An 18,857-nucleotide genomic window follows, 5' to 3' on the forward strand; every position below is an offset into this window, starting at 1 on the left:
CTTAGCGCTCTTGCGTTAAAAACAAAAATTATATATGAAAAAAACAACAATATTCTTTACATTAATCATATGTATATTGAGCTTTACGACCATTTCGGCTCAAGCCAAATTTGAAAAAGAAAAAACAGAAATCGGGACAATGTTAGACGGATTCAACGTCGCTGCAGCAAAAGCTGATTTTAACACTTATTTCAATTATTTTGCTGAAGAATCAACATATATAGGAACCGATGCTACCGAAGTCTGGGATAAAAAAGCCTTTATGAATTGGGCCAAACCTTATTTTGATAAAAACAAAACCTGGAACTTCACTTCACTAAAAAGAAATATCTATTTTAGTAAAGACGGAAAAATCGCTTGGTTTGATGAACTTTTGGATACTCAAATGAAAATCTGCCGGGGTTCAGGAGTTGTTGAAAAAATAAACGGACAGTGGAAAGTAAAACAGTATGTACTTTCCGTAACAGTTCCAAATGATGTTGTAGATAAAGTGGTGGAAATAAAAGCTCCGATAGAAGATATATTAATTCAAAAAATGAAGCAATAATGGCAGAAATGACAGGAAAATACAATAAGGGTGAATTTGGCAAAATGAAAAAGCCGAACTTATCAATGCTTCAGATCATCAATATGAGCATGGGATTCTTAGGAATCCAGATGGCATTTGGATTACAGAACGGAAATGCAAGCCGGATTTTGGCAAATTTTGGAGCAGATGTTCACGAGTTGTCATGGTTTTGGCTGGTGGCTCCTATAACGGGATTGATTGTACAGCCAATTATTGGTCACATGGGAGACAATACCTGGAGTCCGCTGGGAAGAAGAAAACCTTATTTTTTAATAGGAGCGGTTTTGTGTGCAATCGGACTGGTAATGCTTCCTAATGCTGCTTCTGCAACGCAGATGATGGCGGCAAATGTCCTGCTGATGGCTGTAATTTTTCTTGCCATGATGGATGCGTCCATTAATGTGGCTATGGAACCTTTCCGTGCTTTAGTGGGAGATATGCTGCCGAAACATCAGGCAACCATCGGATTTTCAGTTCAGACAATTCTAATTGGAATCGGAGCGGTTATTGGGTCAGATCTGCCGGGATGGCTTAGTAAATTGGGCGTTTCCAATGAGGCACCCAAAGGATTCGTAGCAGATAATGTGATTTATTCTTTCTACATTGGAGCAGTTGTTCTTTTGATATCAATTTTATACACCATTATTTCCACCAAAGAATACTCACCGGAGGAGTTTGCCTCTTTTGAAGGCGGAAAAGAAATTGTAGAAGAAAAATCTAAACTTTCGGATATCTTTAAAGATTTTGCTAATGTACCTTCCCAAATGAAAAAATTAGGAATTGTACAGTTCTTTTCCTGGTTTGCTTTGTTTACCATGTGGGTTTTTACAACAAGTGCTTTGGCAACCCATCATTTCGGGCTTTCACCGGACGATACCCATTCTGCGGAATTTAACAAAGCCGGAGATTTAACGGGAAGCTTATTCGGAAGCTATAATTTCTATGCCATTTTCTTTGCTTTTGCTTTAACACCGATTGCAAAATTTATAGGTAAAAAACAGACCCATGCGTTAGCCCTGACTTGTGGAGGACTGGGACTGATTGCCATGTATTTTATTAAAGACATTCATTATCTGTGGATTTCAATGGTTGGACTGGGATTTGCCTGGGCAAGTATTTTAGCCATGCCTTACGCGATGCTGATCGATTCAATTCCACAAAAGAAAATGGGGGTTTATATGGGAATTTTCAACTTTTTTATCGTGATTCCTCAGATCATCAACGGGATTTTCGGGGGACCGATTGTAAGTGGGATTTTCGGCAAAATGGCCATTGATTATATCGTAGTCGGTGGAATCTGTATGCTGTTGGGAGCTGTTTTAACTATGGTTTTTATTAAATCTGAACATGATTCGCCAAAGGAAATTGAAGAAGAAATTAAGCAGGTACATTTTTAAAGTTAATAACCTTTAATTTCAGTTTAATCAATTAAAAATCAAACAAAAAATAACGGAACGGGTTCATAAGAATCCGTTTTTATTTATTAATAATCTTTCTTACCTTACATCAACATTTCCGTGCGTAAGACTTCCGACATTTGTACCATAAATAATCACAATATGAAAACAGTATATCATAAAGCAGATACAAGAGGCCACGCGAATCATGGATGGCTTAATTCTTACCATACTTTCAGTTTTGCAAATTATCAAAACCATGAAAGAACGCATTTCGGAGTTCTCAGAGTGTTGAATGACGACACCGTTTCCCAAGGGATGGGATTCGGAACACATCCGCACAAAAACATGGAAATTATTTCAATCCCGCTGGAAGGTGATCTGGAACACAAGGATTCAATGGGGACAACAGCCGTTATCAGAAAAGGAGAAATTCAGGTGATGAGTGCCGGAACCGGTGTAATGCACAGCGAATACAACAAAAATAAGGATGAAGAAGTAAAATTTTTACAGATCTGGGTATTTCCAAGAGAGGTTGATGTTGAGCCAAGGTATGATCAGAAAAGTATCAAAGAAGGTGAGAAAATAAACGGGTTTCAGCAGATTTTATCGCCGGATAAAAACGACGAAGGGGTCTGGATTCATCAGGATGCCTGGTTTAATCTGGCAAACTTTACCAAAGGAAACGGTAAAAACTATATGCTTCATAAAAAAGGAAACGGGGTTTATGCATTTGTTTTAAAAGGAAACGCAAAAATCGGCGACAGAGTTTTAAACAAAAGAGACGGTCTGGGAATCTGGGATACCCAAAGTTTCAACATTGAAGCCATTGAAGATGCCGAAATTCTTCTAATGGAAGTTCCCATGGACTTGCCATCTTACCTTAAATAATATTAAATTTGTAAACTTAAATATAAACAATGAAAATTTTAGCCATAGCCGGAAGCAATTCCGAGACATCAATCAATAAACTTTTAGTTTCTTACGCAGCTTCACTTATTCAGAATGCAGAAGTGGAAGTGGTAGATATGAACGAATTTGAAATGCCAATCTACAAACACCAGCGCGAAGTGGAAAGCGGACTTCCGCAGGAAGCAAAAAATTTCGCTGCGAAAATTGATGCGGCAGATATACTTATCGTTTCTTTATCCGAACACAATGGAACGTATTCTTCAGCTTTCAAAAATGTATTCGACTGGACTTCCAGAATCAAGGACAGAGCAGTGTGGAATGAAAAACCAATGCTGTTAATGGCAACAGCTCCGGGAGCAAGAGGCGGATTAGGCGTTTTAGAAGCGGCAGCCAAACGTTTCCCACTTCACGGCGGAAATATTGTGGATACCTTTACACTTCCTTTCTTCAATGACAATTTTGATAAATCGGCTCAGACAATTTCTAATGAAGAGAAAGACAGCGAATTGAAGGAAAAGATTGCAAAAATTTCGGCAGTAGAGATTATCCTTGAAAAATAGATTTGAATATTAATTTAAAATTAATATCTTTGCAAAAAGAAAAAAAGATGAATATTCAGACCACTTTTAAAGAATGTTTCTCCAAGAAAGGGAATATTGTGGGCTCTGAAATTCTGAGATAATATAACGGCCGATAATCTAATAAGATTGTCGGCTTTTTTATTTTCGAAATTGAAACTTAAACATAGAAATAAATTGTGCCAATTTAGCACATTAACAATCAAAATCATTGTTAAATTGTTAAACTGATACACTGTTACATTAATAATATGAGCAACACGTACAAATCCGCAGGAGTAGACAAAGAAGAAGGATACAAAACCGTTGACAAGATCAAGAAAGCGGTTGGCGAAACCCATAATTCCAACGTACTGAATCATTTGGGAAGTTTTGGTGCTTTTTATGAAATCGGAGGATACAAAAATCCTGTCTTGGTTTCGGGAACCGACGGGGTGGGAACAAAGCTTAAAGTAGCTTTAGATTCAAAAAAATATGACTCTATTGGTGTAGACTGCTTCGCAATGTGTGCCAATGATATCCTTTGTCATGGTGCAAAGCCTTTGTTTTTCCTGGATTACCTGGCTTGCGGAAAACTTGATTCCGAAATTGCTGCGGAAATTGTTTTAGGAATGGTGGAAGCATGCAAAGATAACAACTGTGCACTGATTGGCGGAGAAACTGCCGAAATGCCGGGAATGTATCAGCCTGGAGATTACGATGTTGCCGGTTTTTGTGTAGGTATTGTTGAAAAAGACCAGATCATTGACGGATCCGATATAAAACCAGGAAACAAAATTATTGCTCTGCCAAGTTCGGGCTTTCATTCAAATGGATTCTCCCTTGTTAGAAAAGTATTCCCTGATTTCAACGAAGAATTCGAAGGAAAACCTTTGTACGAAACACTTTTGGTGCCTACAAGATTGTATTATAAAGACATTCATAAAGTTCTTGAAGAAGTAAAAGTATGCGGAATTGCACATATTACCGGAGGTGGATTATATGAAAACATTCCGAGAATTATTGGTGAAGGATTATGTGCTTCCATCGATGCTTCAAAAATCAAGATTCCAAGCATCATGCTGGAACTGGAAAAAAGAGGCGGTGTAGCCCGTGAAGAAATGTTCGGAACCTTCAATATGGGAGTAGGAATGATCGTTGTAGTAGATGCGGAACACGCAGAAAAAGTACTGCACCTTTTGGATGATGCTTACGAAATCGGAGAAATTACGGAAGGAAGCGAAAAAATCAAATTATCATTTTAATGTACCAATATAACAATGTAGTATTTTACCAATTTTAATGAATTGTTATATTGTTAAACTGATACATTGTTACATTAATCTATGAAAAACTTAGTTATACTCGTTTCAGGTTCAGGAACCAATCTTCAGCGAATCATCGATACTATTGATAATGGAGATATCCAAAATGCAAAAATATCTTTGGTTGTGGCCGACAGAGAATGTTACGGACTGGAAAGAGCGAAAAATCATAATATAGAAAAAGTTCTGATTCCGAGAGGAAAAAATTTCAGCGGCGAATTGGCTAAAATTATTCCTGAAAATACGGACTTAATCGTTTTAGCAGGATTTTTATCCATTCTTAAACCTGAATTTTGTGAAACCTGGAGGGGGAAAATAATCAATATTCATCCGGCACTGCTTCCTAAATTCGGAGGAAAAGGAATGTGGGGGCATCATGTTCATCATGCTGTGATTGAAGCTAAAGAAAAAGAAAGCGGGGCAACCGTACATTTTGTAACCTCGGGAATTGATGAAGGAGAAGCGATTCTTCAGAAGTCATTTGAAATCACTGAAAATGACACACCCGAAACCGTAGCGGAAAAAGTTCATTTAATAGAATACGAAATTTTCCCAAAAGCAATAAACAAAGTATTAAATAATGTACCAATCTAGCAATGTACCAATTTACCAAATGATTGTTACATTGTTATACTGATACATTTATTACATTAATATAAAACACATTTAGATTTTATTATTTCGAAAAACAAGAAAAATCTAAGTAAAAATAAATAAGATCGGAGGTGAAAGAACCGGTCGACAGTTTGAAATAACTGTAAAAAGTGAAATTGAAAGTAAAGTTCTTTAAGTAGTGGAGTCCTGAAAGGACGACCTACATCAGGATAGGATGAAGTTCTATCAGATTGTACATAAGAATTATTACAAAGAAAAAATCGAAAGTAAAATGAGCAAAAAAAGAGTTTTAATCAGTGTTTCTGACAAAAGCGGGTTGATCGAATTTGCACAGTTTCTGGAAGCCCAAAATTATGAGCTGATCTCTACGGGAGGAACGTTCAAACATTTGAAAGATGCTGGTTTAAATCCGATTCAGATTGATGAAGTTACCAATTTTCCTGAGATGTTGGACGGAAGAGTGAAAACATTACACCCAAAAGTTCACGGAGGATTGTTGGCGGTTCGTTCCAACGAAGAACACATGAGTACTGTTCAGGAACATGGAATTGGCCTGATTGACATGGTAATTGTAAATCTTTATCCTTTTTTCGAAAATGTAAACAAAAACATTTCTCTTCACGAAAAGGTGGAATTCATCGATATCGGAGGACCTTCGATGCTTCGCTCTGCAGCTAAAAACTTTGATTCCGTTACGGTAATTACTGATGTTGAAGATTATGCTGCGGTAAAAATTGAAATGGAGCAAAACGGTGATACCTATATTGAAACCCGTAAGAAATTGGCAGGAAAAGTATTCAATCTTACTTCTGCTTACGATGCAGCGATTTCAAGAATGCTTTTAGAAGAAGATTATCCTACTTATTTAAATGCCTCTTACAAGAAAGTTTCTGATCTGAGATATGGTGAAAATCCTCATCAGACAGCGGCTTACTACGTTTCTACTTTCGAAAACGGCGCGATGAAAGATTTTGAACAGCTGGGAGGTAAAGAATTGTCTTTCAACAACCTTCGTGATATGGATCTTTGCTGGAAAGTAGTGACTGAATTTAAAGAAGAAATGGCTTGTTGTGCCGTAAAACACTCTACACCTTGTGGAGTAGCAATCGGAACTTCAGCCTTGGAAACCTACCAGAAAACTTTCGAATGTGATCCGGTTTCTATTTTTGGCGGAATTGTTGCTATGAACTACAAAATCGACGCGGCAACCGCAGAAGAATTAAATAAAACATTCCTTGAAATTGTAATGGCTCCTGAATTTGATGAGGAAGCGATTGAAATTTTGAGAAAGAAAAAAAATCTGAGAATTATTAAAATTGTAAATCCTGTATCCGACAAACAGACGTGGGTAAAGATCGACGGGGGTATTTTGGTTCAGGATAACGACAGCATCTTCTCGGATGACATCAAAGTCGTAACTGAAACTCAGCCTACGGAAGAGCAGAAAAAAGCGTTATTGTTCTCCCAGAGAGTAGTAAAATATGTAAAATCAAATGCAATTGTAGTTTCCAATGGAATCCAGGCTTTTGGAATCGGAGGCGGACAGGTAAACAGAATCTGGGCAACTCAACAGGCAATTGAAAGAGCCAAAGAAAAGTTCTCCGGGGAATTGGTATTGGCTTCAGATGCCTTTTTCCCTTTCCGTGACGTGGTAGATTTCTGCGCTCAAGAAGGTATCACAGCAATCATCCAGCCGGGTGGAAGTGTGAAAGATCAGGACAGTATTGATGCTGCCAATGAGCACAAAATACCAATGATGTTTACGGGAATAAGACATTTTTTACATTAATTAAAATTAGATTAAAATTACAGATGAAAATCTGTAATTTAGGATAGATTGCTTTCCGGTCTTTGCTGAGTGTTAGTTTATGCTGAGCTCGTCGAAGTACCTTTACGAACTTAAAAAGCAGTCAGTTATTAAAGATATCTTAGCGGACTTTGCGTTAAAAATTTTTATTGAGATTAAATGCATACATCCGGAAATTATATTTTGAGATTGTATTTATAGCATTCAAAATTATATATTTGTAAATTATAGACTAGTTAATTAAATAAAGTATGAGAATATTAATCATAGGTGAAGGTGGACGAGAATCTGCTTTGGCAGCCAAGCTTCAGAACGATTCAAGAATTACGAAGATGTTTTTCGCCAACGGAAATGCTACCACTGATGTAATAGGAAAAAATGTTCATTTATCAGAGATTAAAGAACTTAGAGATTTTGCAATCAAAGAAAAGGTAGACTTAACGATTGTTGGTCCGGAAGCGCCGCTTGTAGCTGGTTTGAAGGACGAATTCAAAAAGCACGATTTGAAAGTTTTTGGCCCGAATCAGAAAGTGGCAAGCTTGGAAGGAAGCAAGGCTTTCTCTAAAAAATTCATGCAGACCTATGATATCAAAACAGCAAAAGCAGTAGTATTTGATTCATACAATGAAGCTAAAGAATATGTTCAGACTCAGCAATATCCATTAGTGATCAAAGCAAGCGGACTTGCAGGAGGTAAAGGTGTTGTGATCTGCGATACCTTAGAAGAAGCTGAAGCAACAATTCATGATTTTATGATCAGAAGAATCTATGGAGATGCAGGGATTCGTTTGGTTATTGAGGAATATTTAGAAGGATTTGAAGCCTCCATCATTGCTTTTTCAAACGGTGAAAAATTATTCCCGTGTATTGCGGCGAAAGATTATAAGAAAGCAGGAAACGGAGATACAGGACCGAATACCGGCGGTATGGGAACGGTAGCTCCAAGCCCTGAATTTACCCAGGAACACTATGCTGACTTTGAAAAAAATATCCTTGAACCTACTTTAAAAGGTCTTAAAGCGGAAGGCTTCGGTTTCAAAGGAATTATTTTCTTTGGATTGATGGTTACCAAAAACGGAACGTATCTTCTGGAATACAATATGAGATTCGGAGACCCTGAAACTCAGGTATTGATGGCTTTAATGGAAAATAACCTTCTTGATGTGATCCAGGATTGTATGGACGGAAAAGACATTGAGCTTAAATTTAAAGACGAAAAAGCTATTTGCCTTGTGATGTGTTCAGGAGGCTACCCGAGAAACATCGAAACAGGTTTCGAAATCGTGGGCGAAGATAAACTGAAATACAGCAAGCTTTTATACGCAGGAGCCATCAGAAAAGGAGACAAAGTAGTTTCCAACGGTGGAAGAGTACTGAACATTGTAGCTACCGGAGCAACTTACGAAGATGCCCGCAAAAAAGTGTACGAAGATGCAAGTCATGTACATTTCGATTACGGCTTCTACAGAGAAGACATCGGAAAGTTTTAAAATAATGCCCTGATTTTTCGGGGCTTTTTTTGTTAGAAGCTATTTCCCGCTTTCCGCTGTATCTTTTTTGTCATTGCGAACAAAGAGAAGCAATATTTAGAACTTTTCGGCAATCGCAATAACAAAAAAGGATGCCGCTGCAATCGGGGCTATAATTTCAGACAATTTTACAAAATCATTTATCAATCATTATTCATCAATTATAAAAAATGAACAACGGTATTATCATATTAGATTTCGGATCACAGTACAACCAGCTTATCGGAAGAAGAATCCGTGAAATGGGTGTATATTCTGAAATCTTACCTTTCAATACACCATTAGAAACAATTTTAGAAAAACAGCCGAAAGGAATTATCCTTTCAGGAGGACCAAGTTCTGTAAATGCAGAAAATGCTCATCTGGTTGAAAAAGAATTGTATGAGCAGGGAATTCCTGTTTTGGGAATCTGTTACGGAATGCAGTTAACAGCCCATCTTTTAGGCGGAAAAGTACATAAAGGCGTAAAAGGAGAATACGGAAAAGCACACCTGGAAATTGTAAAAGAATCTTCCTTGCTAAAAGGTGTAACCAATAATTCTATCGTTTGGATGAGCCACTTTGATGAAGTAGGACAATTGCCTCCGGGCTTTGAATTAAATGCTGAATCAGGCGTAATTGCTTCCATGGCGAATGAGGATAAGAAAATCTATTGCGTACAGTTTCACCCTGAAGTTTCCCACACCGAAGAAGGCGGGAAAATGTTGGAGAATTTCGTGTTCGGAATCTGTAATGCAGAGAAAAACTGGAAACTGACTAATTATATTGATAAAACAGTTGCAGAAATCCGCGAAAGAGTAGGTGACCAAAAGGTTATCTTAGGACTTTCAGGAGGGGTAGATTCTTCTGTAGCGGCAGTGTTAATTCACCGTGCAATTGGTGACCAGTTGACATGTATCTTCGTAGATACAGGTTTACTGAGAAAAGACGAAGGCAAAAAAGTAATGGACAATTATGGAGAGCATTTCCATATGAACATTAAATTAGTGGATGCTTCCGAAAGATTTTTATCAAAATTAGCCGGAGTAGATGATCCTGAAGCAAAAAGAAAAATCATCGGAAACGAGTTTATTCACGTTTTTGATGAAGAATCTCATAAAATTGAAGGCGCTAAATTCTTAGCACAGGGAACAATTTATCCGGATGTAATTGAAAGTCAGTCGGTAAACGGTCCTTCTGCAGTGATCAAATCTCACCATAACGTTGGCGGACTTCCAGAAGAAATGGAATTTGAATTGCTGGAGCCTTTAAGAGAATTATTTAAAGATGAAGTAAGAAAAGTTGGAGAAGAGCTGGGAATTCCTCATCATTTGGTACACAGACACCCTTTCCCTGGTCCGGGATTAGGAATCAGGATTTTGGGAGCTGTTGATGCTGAAAAAGTAAGAATCCTTCAGGAAGCGGATGATATTTTCATTGAAGAATTATATAAAAATGATTTATATGAAAAAGTTTCTCAGGCATTTGTTGTGCTTCTTCCGGTAAAATCGGTTGGAGTAATGGGCGATGAGAGAACGTACGAATATACAGCCGTTGTCCGTTCTGCCAACACCATCGACTTTATGACGGCAACCTGGAGCAGACTTCCTTATGAGTTTTTAGATACCGTTTCAAGCAGAATCATCAACGAAGTAAGAGGAATCAACAGGGTAGCTTATGATATTTCAAGCAAACCGCCTGCAACGATCGAGTGGGAATAATTTTTGACTTGAGTTAAGATATAAATCCTGCCTTTGGGCGGGATTTTTTCGTTTAATTATTAAAATTATTTGGAGCTTTTTCCAGCTTTGAGTTGATGCTGAGCCTGTCGAAGTACTATATCTTTTTGGTTATGGGCTCCTGAACTATGTTTGTAAGCTTCCGGTTTATGCTCCGGCCGCAACCAAAAAGGATGCTGCTTCAATCTGGGCTAGGGTTGCAGCCGCCCTTTCAGTTTATAAAATCATACAATTACAAGTCAGTTTGTACAGTTAAGAAATACACTTAATTCAATTGAGATTTACATTGCTGGAATGTATGATGAAATTAATCTATTGTTAGCTTTTGTCTTCAAGGCTCAACTTAAATAAACAAAATCTTTTGTGTCTTTTGCGGTTAAAAAACTCATGCATTATAAATAAGTCTCAGTTTTTCCCTAAATTTAAGTAAAATTACATCAAATGCAAATTGAAACAAGAACGCTCACCGTTCAGGATTACTCAGAATTGGTAGAAACTATGAAACGGGCCTATCCTCAAATGTCTGAATATGTATGGTCTAAAAGAAGCATCGAAAAACTAACAAGAATATTTCCTCAGGGACAGATCTGTATTACGGTTGACGGAAAACTCGCCGCCGTAGCACTTTCAATCATTGTAAATTATGATGAATTCGGCGATGATCATACTTACAGCGATATTACGGGAAATTATACTTTCAATACCCATACTTCCACAGGGAATGTACTCTATGGAATCGAAGTTTTTGTTGATCCGGAATTTCGTGAACTTCGGCTGGGAAGAAGATTATATGATGCCAGGAAAGAACTTTGTGAACTGTTAAATCTAAGATCGATTATTTTAGGAGGCAGAATTCCGAACTATCACAAACACAGCGAGCTATCACCGAGGGAATATATCAGGAGAGTTAGAGATAAAGAAATTTATGATCCGGTTTTATCATTTCAGCTTTCCAATAATTTTTTGCCCATCAGAGTTTTAAAGAAATATCTCCCCGAAGACGAATCCTCAAAAGAAAATGCTGTGCTCCTGCAATGGAATAATATCTATTACAGTAAAAAGCCCAATACCATGCAGGACAGCATTATCAGGCTGGGACTGGTGCAATGGCAGATGAGACATTTCAAAGATATTGATGCCTTCTACGAACAGGTTGAGTTCTTTGTAGATGTGATGGGCGACTATAAAGCCGATTTCGTTCTTTTCCCGGAATTGTTCAACACTCCTTTGCTGGCTCCCTTCAACAAACTTTCCGAAAGAGACAGTATGATTGAACTTGCAAAATTAACGGAAGAAATCAAAATGAAAATTTCGGATCTGGCCATCAGCTATAACGTTAATATCATTTCCGGAAGCATGCCTGTTTTCGAAAATAATGATTTATATAATGTAAGTTATCTTCTTCACAGAGATGGAAGAATAGATGAATACAGGAAAATTCACATCACGCCGAATGAGAAAAAATATTACGGAATGAAAGGCGGAAACGAAATCCGTGTTTTCGATACGGACTGTGGTAAAATCGGACTGGTAATCTGCTACGATGTGGAGTTCCCGGAATTACCAAGAATTTTAGCCGATCAGGGGATGAAAATTCTTTTTGTGCCTTATCTTACGGATACGCAGAATGCCTATATGCGTGTTCGGCATTGTGCGGCCGCAAGAGCTATTGAAAATGAGTGTTATGTTGCGATTGCAGGTTGCGTAGGAAATCTTCCGGGTGTTAATAATATGGATATTCAGTTTGGGCAGGCAGCCGTATTTACTCCTTCCGATTTTGCTTTTCCATCGAATGCTGTGAAAGGAGAAGCAACACCCAATACGGAAATGACACTGATTGTAGATGTGGATTTAAATCTTCTGAAAGACCTTCATCACCATGGCTCCGTACAGGTGATGAAAGACCGTAGAAAAGATCTTTATGAAACATATTTAAAATAGTTTTCAGTATGATCTGTTTATAATAAAATTTACACCTCTTTAGAAGAAAGGGGTGTTTTTTTTGTAACAATATATCGAAATGTCATCAAAAAATAAGTGTCAATAATTCTATACATATACAAAGATTTATACATGAAAAGCTGGATAAGAAATTTTTACAAATTGATGAGTATTACATAGTAATAATTATACTGAAATTACTGTAATACACAATAAAATAACAGGATAAGCGTTAGCAGATAAAGTTTAGTAAAAATTTACAAATAGGAATTAATATTTTTATATAAATTAATAAATAACTCTAATAATAATATTTAAATGTAAATGCTTTAAATATATTGTATTATTGTTTGGTTTTATCTAAATTTGTAAAAATAGTTTAGTTTAAATAAAGCTAATAATTGCCACTGAAAACTTTAACCTGACAAACCTGATTATAGAATATTCATGAAAAATTCGGACCTGGATAAATCTTTAAGTAATGACCAAAGATTTAATACCGTCTTAAAATTCCCTCCATTCTTAAAAATGCAAACTGTTGAAATTGATTTTGTTTTGCGAAGTATTAAAATAATTAATGCTTCTCATGAAAATTAGTGCAAACACATGAAAGTTATCTGATAATGAATAATACATTGCACATGGATTGTAAGCTTCGGTTTCTGGTAATTTCAATAGTTTTTTTTCGTTTTCTATCCGGAGATAGAGAATTTTATTTACCCAAAAGTAATAACACCATTTTTATTTTTCACATATAATACTAAAAGGATGAAATTTGACTACAAAGAAATACACATAGGAAGTATCATAAAGACTCGCGTTGAAGATACAGAAACTGATCTTGAAAGAATTTGCAAATTCCTGAAAACTACAAAAGACCAGATTGAAGAGATGTATCGCTCCAAGAGCTTAGATAGTGATATTCTTATGAGATGGAGTAAACTTCTGGAATATGATTTCTTCAGAATATATTCTCAGCATCTTATCCTCTATGCACCTCCTTCCAAAGTAGATAAACAGGTAGAAAAAAAATCCATGCTCCCCAGTTTTCGCAAAAGTATCTACACCCGGGAAGTTATCGATTTTATTGTTGAACTGATAGAAACCGAGGAAAAAACAATGCCCCAGATTGTGAAGGAATACCGGATCCCGAAATCTACGCTTCATCGGTGGACTAAAAAATACGGTAATCTTAATAACGGATAACATGAAAAAAAATAAAACTTCACAGCCGGATTTTAAAAGAATATATACTGATATCCTGCAAAAGAAATTCCCGGAAAAAAAAGAACTTTGTGATAAAATTCTCAGCAAGAAGACTCTTTCCGAACTGGATGTTATTGCAATTAACAATATTATATTTACTCCTGTTTCAGAAGATATCATCAAATCCAATCAGCAGCACCGGTCGTACAGCAAGTCTACCATTATTAAAATCCTTGAGTTCCAGAAAGAGCACGGACTGAACAATACCAAACTCGCTCTGCATTATAAACTGAGCCGCAATACAGTTTCGAGATGGAAAAAACTTTTTATTGTATAAAATAATATAACAGCTTTATAAAATAATATAACAGCTTTGCCTTTATGGCAAAGTTTTTTTTGGATATTAGGAATACTTTTTGAATGCTTGTGGCTTGTTTTTATTACTTTTATGCATTATGTTTGATAAGCAACAAAGAAAACTGAAAAGGTCTGCAAAACTCATTTCCGTATTGAGCAAATATGGCTTTAAAGATCTTCTGGCAAGAATGAATGTCGGAAATAAACAGCCCGAAGTTTCTTCCGATCTCGAAGAAATTATTTCAAAAGGAACGGTTTATGAAAGGATAAGAATGGCCCTGGAAGAGCTGGGACCTACTTTTGTAAAACTCGGACAGACATTCAGCAATCGGGAAGATCTTCTTCCGCCCGAACTGATCCAGGAACTGCAGAAACTTCAGGACAAAGTAGATCAAATAGAAATGAATGTTGCTGAAATCCTCGAAAATGAATGCAATATTTCTGCTTCGGAGCACTTTTCAGAAATTCAAAGCGAACCTCTGGCTACAGCCTCCATTGCTCAGGTATATAAAGCTTTACTGACTGACGGAACGCAGGTTATTCTTAAAATTAAAAAGCCGGATGTTCAGAAAATCATAGAAGATGATCTTCTGTTGATCAAAGATCTTGAGAAACTGATTTCGTCCTATTCTGAAATCGGAGAAAAACTTAATCTTAAACAGGCAATTTCAACTTTCGAAAAATCTTTATTGGAGGAAGTCTCTCTGATTAATGAAAAAGAAAATATTCTTCAATTTAGAAGAAATTTTAAAAACAGTAAAGAAACATATATTCCCAAGGTTTACGAAGAGTTTTCTAATAACAATATTCTCTGCATGGAATTTATCGACGGTATTAAAGTTACGGATAAAGCAGCGTTATTGGCCAATTCAATCAATCCTGTTCATATTTCGGAAGCCGGATTACGGCTTTTTGTCTCTCAGATTTTAGATTATGGCTTCTTTCATGCAGATCCTCATGCGGGAAATATCCTGGTAAAAAAGGACGGAAAAGTTGTATTCATCGATTTTGGTGCAGTAGGTAAAATCCCGCCGAATGACAAGGAAATCCTGGAAGATCTTATCGTAAGTTTCGTTGCAAAAAATCCGCATAAGATTGTGCGTTACCTTAAAAAGATGGCGGTCAGTTATCAGATTCCTGATGAAAGAAGATTTGAAGGAGATGTGGAGGATATCCTGGATTTCGTCCACAGTACCTCACTTAAAGAAATTGATCCGCATGCGGTGATGAACAAAATGAAAGATGTATTGAAAGATAACCGACTGTACATGCCGGATTATTTTTATCTTTTATTCAAAGGAATTGGATTGATCGAAGGAGTGGGGCGCACCATTAATCCCGATCTGGATGTAGTGAAAAGCCTCCATCCGTACACAAAAAAAATATTCGCTAAAAAGATAAGTCCGCAGAATATTTTAAAAACAGGGATGGAAAAAATGATGACTTTTACAGATAATGTAGATGAAATCCCTAAAGAATTGCGTTCCGTCCTACAGAAACTCGATGAAAATAAGTTCACCGTTACCAGCGAAATTAAAAATATTGAGAAAACCAATCAGCTGATCAAGTCAAGTGTTGTTAATCTGATTCTAACCATGATTCTCGGTGCGAATATCATTGCTACAGCAATTGTATTTGTCTCGGAATCCGGACCTAAAGTTGGGGAAATGTCCTTAATTGCTGTTCTGGGATTTATATTTTCAGTCTTATTAACGATTATCATTTTATTAAGGATTACCAGGAAATAAGCGGATAATACTTAGAATGGCGCTTTAAATAGTCAACGGATCGGTCATATTCTTTCAAAAATTAATTGCCTATCTTTGCAAAATGGAAAAACTCACTTTTGCAGATTTTGACCTTCCGGTTAAAATTCTTGATGTTTTGGCAGATCTGGATTTATTTGAACCTACTCCCATCCAGGAGAAGAGCCTTAGGCCGATACTTTCAGGACGCGATGTAATGGGAATTGCACAGACCGGTACGGGGAAAACCCTGGCTTATCTTTTACCCGTTCTTAAAACCTGGAAGTACAATAAAAACGGAAATCCTACGGTTCTTATTCTTGTACCTACAAGAGAGCTGGTAGTACAGGTTACGGAAATTCTTGAAAAGCTTACAGAAAATATCACGGCAAGAGTGATCGGTATTTATGGAGGTAAAAATATTAACACACAGAAACTTTTATTCGACGGAGGATGTGATATTTTGGTGGGAACTCCTGGACGGGTGATGGATTTGGCGATCGACAATGCTATATCACTGAAAGAAGTTCAGAAGCTGATCATCGATGAGTTTGATGAAATGTTGAATCTCGGTTTCAGACCGCAGCTGACGCATATTTTCGAAATGATGAAGGAAAAGAGACAGAACATTCTTTTTTCTGCAACCATGACGGAAGCAGTAGATGGTATGCTGGATGAGTATTTTGCAAGTCCGGTAGAGATTTCTCTTGCAAAATCCGGTACTCCGCTTGAAAAAATTGAACAGACTGCTTACAAAGTTGAGAATTTTAATACCAAAATCAACCTGTTGGAATATCTGTTAAAGCGGGATGAGGAGATGTCTAAAGTGTTGATTTTTAACAATAATAAGAAAAACGCAGATCTTCTTTTTACTAAAATTAATGAGCTCTTCCCGGAACAGTTTGATGTGATTCATTCCAATAAATCACAGAATTACAGGCTGAAAGCCATGAAAAGTTTTGAAAATGAAGAGATAAGAGGCCTTATAACCACAGACGTCATGGCAAGAGGTCTTGATATTTCGGATATTACCCATGTTATCAATTTTGAAACGCCGGATATTCCGGAACAGTATATTCACAGGATCGGTAGAACGGGTAGGGCAGATAAAGATGGAAAAGCGGTAACATTTGTTACTAAAAAAGAGGAACCGCTGATCCTTGACATCGAATTACTGATGGATAAGGAGCTTAGATTTATCAACTTCCCTGAAGAGGTGAAAATAAATCCTAAGAAAATTGCCTCTGAAGAAGAGCAGATTTCCATGAAAAATCCTGCCCAGGTAAAACTGAATGAAGGCGGAGGCGCATTTCACGAGAAGAAAGCCAAGAATACAAAAGAAAACTGGGGCGGACCATCCAAAAGAAAGGCCCCGAAAAAATTTGGTGCCAACAGATCTCAGCAAAAAGCTATTTCAAAATCCAAGAAAAAGAAATAACAAAAAACTCCCGAATTTCGGGAGTTTTTTGTTTGAGTCAATTAAAATTCATCGTCTTCATCTTCGTCAAGAAAATCGAGTTCGTCATCACTCTGAATATAGTCATGAGATATTCCAGGAGGATTAAATAATCCCCAATCATCTACAATAAAATGTTTCGGATCAAATCCGGCTACCCATTCCACAAACAAAATGCGGAATTCTTCTATAAGGCTTCTGATCAGTTTGTAATATTTTGAATCTGTAAACCCGAACATTTCAAGGTTATTTCCGCTTACCATAATATCTCTCGCTGCTTTACGGATAATTGCAGCGTTCTCCATCTTGATGTCATAAAGTCTTACGGCTTCAGCACCAGATATTTTAGCCTGAATAATCATAATGTCTTCAAGAAGATTTATCTTTAGATGTTGCAGATAGTCATTATCTTCGGGGAAAAGATCAGTAATGATCTTTAACGTTTCGTAGATTTCCTCGGCTTTTTGATAAAGTGGTAAATTTCTAACCGATTCTCTCATTTATTTCATATAAGGATTCATTACCGATGTCCACAATTTGTAGCCTTCCGGTGTCATATGAAGCATATCTTCTACAAAAAGGTCTTTTCGTACATTTCCGTTGGCATCTTCCATTACTTTGGTGATATCAATAAACTCTGCATTCGGCTGTTTTTTCATGAAAGCGGCAATTTTTTTATTGGCTTCTTTCATTTGGGGCCAAAGCTTTTCGCGGCTTGGAGAATATTTGATTGAGATATAATCTACTTCAATGGTAGGAAATTTAGCACGTATTTTTTTGTAAAAAGTTTTGAATCGCTCTACTACCACATCTGCCTTCAGTTTATCATCATCGGCAAAATCATTTTCACCGCAATAGATGATAATCTGTTTGGGTTGATAGTGTAATAGATCATTGGCAAAATAATTAAGATCTGTTAATCTGGACCCTCCAAAACCTCTGTTGATAATAGTTTTATCCGGGAAATAATTGGCAACATCCGTCCATTTTGTAAATGATGAGCTTCCAATCAGGAGGATAGCGTCTTTGGGGGGCGGTGTTTCCTGATCCTGTTTTTTGAAATTCTGTATGTCTTGCCAGAACATCGGTTTTTTTTCCTGCGAAAAGAAAAGGGCAAAAGTCAGCAGTAAAAATGCTGATAACATCTTCTTCATTGTATAATCATTTTAAAAATTCCGTTTCATAAAAAAACTCCCGGAATCTCGGGAGTTTCATTTTATCTTTTTAAAGAAATGTAGGTGTAATCGATCACCTGATCTCCATTCTGGTCTATGTTTCCGAACATCTGTTTAAGCCTCATCTCAGAACTTGTAAGAATAACTACCTGATATGGTCTTGAGCTGTCATTCGTATATTTTATGGTGAGATTCTTAGTCTCCGTATCATAATCATACGTTCCTTCCGATTTGTAAGCGATCTGACAGTCTGTTCCTGTTCCGGTATATGCTGTAAAAGAGGTGTAAAAATCCGTTCTGTATTCCATCGTATTGTTGGTTTCACATCCGGTCGGCACATAAGTACTAAGTGCTGTCTTATCGTCTTTTCCTGAAATTACTTCTGTTTTACTGATTTTCCATTCACCTTTCATCATATCCATTTCATACGCTTGGATATCATCATCTTCACATGAACTAAGCACGAATGCTGAAAAGGCAAATAAAAGTAATTGTTTTTTCATTTTTACAAATTTAAGAATATGCTAAAATATAAATAAATTTGAAATA

The 18,857-nt window shown here is 36.8% G+C and carries 17 protein-coding genes; 14 read left to right on the forward strand and 3 right to left on the reverse strand.

Features of this window, described 5'->3' with window-relative positions:
• Window positions 1-34 precede the first annotated feature (34 nt).
• The 14 genes from M0D58_RS00105 (at window position 35) to M0D58_RS00170 (ending at window position 17,115) form a co-directional block, all read left to right on the forward strand.
• The gene (locus M0D58_RS00105; protein ID WP_248392463.1) at window positions 35-547 is read left to right on the forward strand and encodes a nuclear transport factor 2 family protein; all 513 of its coding nucleotides are present in this window, start codon (window positions 35-37) and stop codon (window positions 545-547) included.
• Complete coding sequence (locus M0D58_RS00110; RefSeq protein ID WP_248392465.1) at window positions 547-1,965, forward strand: MFS transporter; 1,419 nt, start codon at window positions 547-549, stop codon at window positions 1,963-1,965. The genes M0D58_RS00105 and M0D58_RS00110 overlap by 1 nt, the downstream gene beginning before the upstream one ends.
• Before the next feature lie 162 nt (window positions 1,966-2,127).
• Window positions 2,128-2,856, forward strand: a complete 729-nt coding sequence (locus tag M0D58_RS00115; protein ID WP_248392474.1) for a pirin family protein — start codon at window positions 2,128-2,130, stop codon at window positions 2,854-2,856.
• A 29-nt stretch (window positions 2,857-2,885) separates the two neighbouring features.
• Window positions 2,886-3,437 carry an NADPH-dependent FMN reductase gene (locus M0D58_RS00120; protein WP_248392476.1) on the forward strand — a complete coding sequence of 184 codons (552 nt, stop codon included), beginning with the start codon at window positions 2,886-2,888 and terminating at the stop codon, window positions 3,435-3,437.
• A gap of 269 nt (window positions 3,438-3,706) precedes the next feature.
• The gene (gene purM / locus M0D58_RS00125) at window positions 3,707-4,699 is read left to right on the forward strand and encodes a phosphoribosylformylglycinamidine cyclo-ligase (protein WP_248392478.1); all 993 of its coding nucleotides are present in this window, start codon (window positions 3,707-3,709) and stop codon (window positions 4,697-4,699) included.
• Between the two features lie 81 nt (window positions 4,700-4,780).
• Window positions 4,781-5,353: a phosphoribosylglycinamide formyltransferase gene (gene purN / locus M0D58_RS00130; RefSeq protein ID WP_248392480.1), complete on the forward strand. Its 573-nt coding sequence runs from the start codon at window positions 4,781-4,783 to the stop codon at window positions 5,351-5,353.
• A 292-nt stretch (window positions 5,354-5,645) separates the two neighbouring features.
• Window positions 5,646-7,163, forward strand: a complete 1,518-nt coding sequence (gene purH, locus M0D58_RS00135; RefSeq protein ID WP_248392481.1) for a bifunctional phosphoribosylaminoimidazolecarboxamide formyltransferase/IMP cyclohydrolase — start codon at window positions 5,646-5,648, stop codon at window positions 7,161-7,163.
• A 269-nt stretch (window positions 7,164-7,432) separates the two neighbouring features.
• Window positions 7,433-8,671 carry a phosphoribosylamine--glycine ligase gene (gene purD, locus M0D58_RS00140; protein WP_248392482.1) on the forward strand — a complete coding sequence of 413 codons (1,239 nt, stop codon included), beginning with the start codon at window positions 7,433-7,435 and terminating at the stop codon, window positions 8,669-8,671.
• Between the two features lie 209 nt (window positions 8,672-8,880).
• Entirely contained in the window at window positions 8,881-10,410 is a 1,530-nt protein-coding gene (gene guaA / locus M0D58_RS00145) for a glutamine-hydrolyzing GMP synthase (protein WP_248392484.1), read from the forward strand.
• Window positions 10,411-10,869: 459 nt separating this feature from the next.
• On the forward strand, window positions 10,870-12,369 hold the full coding sequence (locus tag M0D58_RS00150; RefSeq protein WP_248392486.1) for a carbon-nitrogen hydrolase family protein: 1,500 nt from the start codon (window positions 10,870-10,872) through the stop codon (window positions 12,367-12,369).
• 768 nt (window positions 12,370-13,137) lie between these two features.
• Complete coding sequence (locus M0D58_RS00155) at window positions 13,138-13,575, forward strand: transposase (RefSeq protein WP_248392488.1); 438 nt, start codon at window positions 13,138-13,140, stop codon at window positions 13,573-13,575.
• Between the two features lies 1 nt (window position 13,576).
• On the forward strand, window positions 13,577-13,912 hold the full coding sequence (locus M0D58_RS00160; protein WP_066436637.1) for a transposase: 336 nt from the start codon (window positions 13,577-13,579) through the stop codon (window positions 13,910-13,912).
• 118 nt (window positions 13,913-14,030) lie between these two features.
• Window positions 14,031-15,680, forward strand: coding sequence for an ABC1 kinase family protein (locus M0D58_RS00165; RefSeq protein WP_248392490.1), 1,650 nt, complete (start codon window positions 14,031-14,033; stop codon window positions 15,678-15,680).
• An 82-nt stretch (window positions 15,681-15,762) separates the two neighbouring features.
• Window positions 15,763-17,115 carry a DEAD/DEAH box helicase gene (locus M0D58_RS00170; RefSeq protein WP_248392492.1) on the forward strand — a complete coding sequence of 451 codons (1,353 nt, stop codon included), beginning with the start codon at window positions 15,763-15,765 and terminating at the stop codon, window positions 17,113-17,115.
• Between the two features lie 41 nt (window positions 17,116-17,156).
• Here M0D58_RS00170 and M0D58_RS00175 read toward each other — a convergent pair whose 3' ends face one another.
• The 3 genes from M0D58_RS00175 to M0D58_RS00185 all read right to left on the reverse strand — a co-directional run bounded on the left by M0D58_RS00175 (window position 17,157) and on the right by M0D58_RS00185 (window position 18,811).
• A complete protein-coding gene (locus M0D58_RS00175) occupies window positions 17,157-17,633 on the reverse strand; it encodes a hypothetical protein (RefSeq protein ID WP_248392494.1) in 477 nt (158 codons plus the stop codon).
• Window positions 17,634-18,287 (reverse strand): GDSL-type esterase/lipase family protein, encoded by a 654-nt coding sequence (locus M0D58_RS00180; RefSeq protein WP_248392496.1) that lies wholly within the window; start codon window positions 18,285-18,287, stop codon window positions 17,634-17,636.
• A 62-nt stretch (window positions 18,288-18,349) separates the two neighbouring features.
• Complete coding sequence (locus tag M0D58_RS00185) at window positions 18,350-18,811, reverse strand: lipocalin-like domain-containing protein (protein ID WP_248392498.1); 462 nt, start codon at window positions 18,809-18,811, stop codon at window positions 18,350-18,352.
• Window positions 18,812-18,857: the final 46 nt, after the last annotated feature.

Origin of the sequence: Chryseobacterium nepalense, assembly GCF_023195755.1 — a bacterium.
In the GTDB taxonomy this organism is placed as follows: Bacteria; Bacteroidota; Bacteroidia; order Flavobacteriales; family Weeksellaceae; genus Chryseobacterium; species Chryseobacterium nepalense.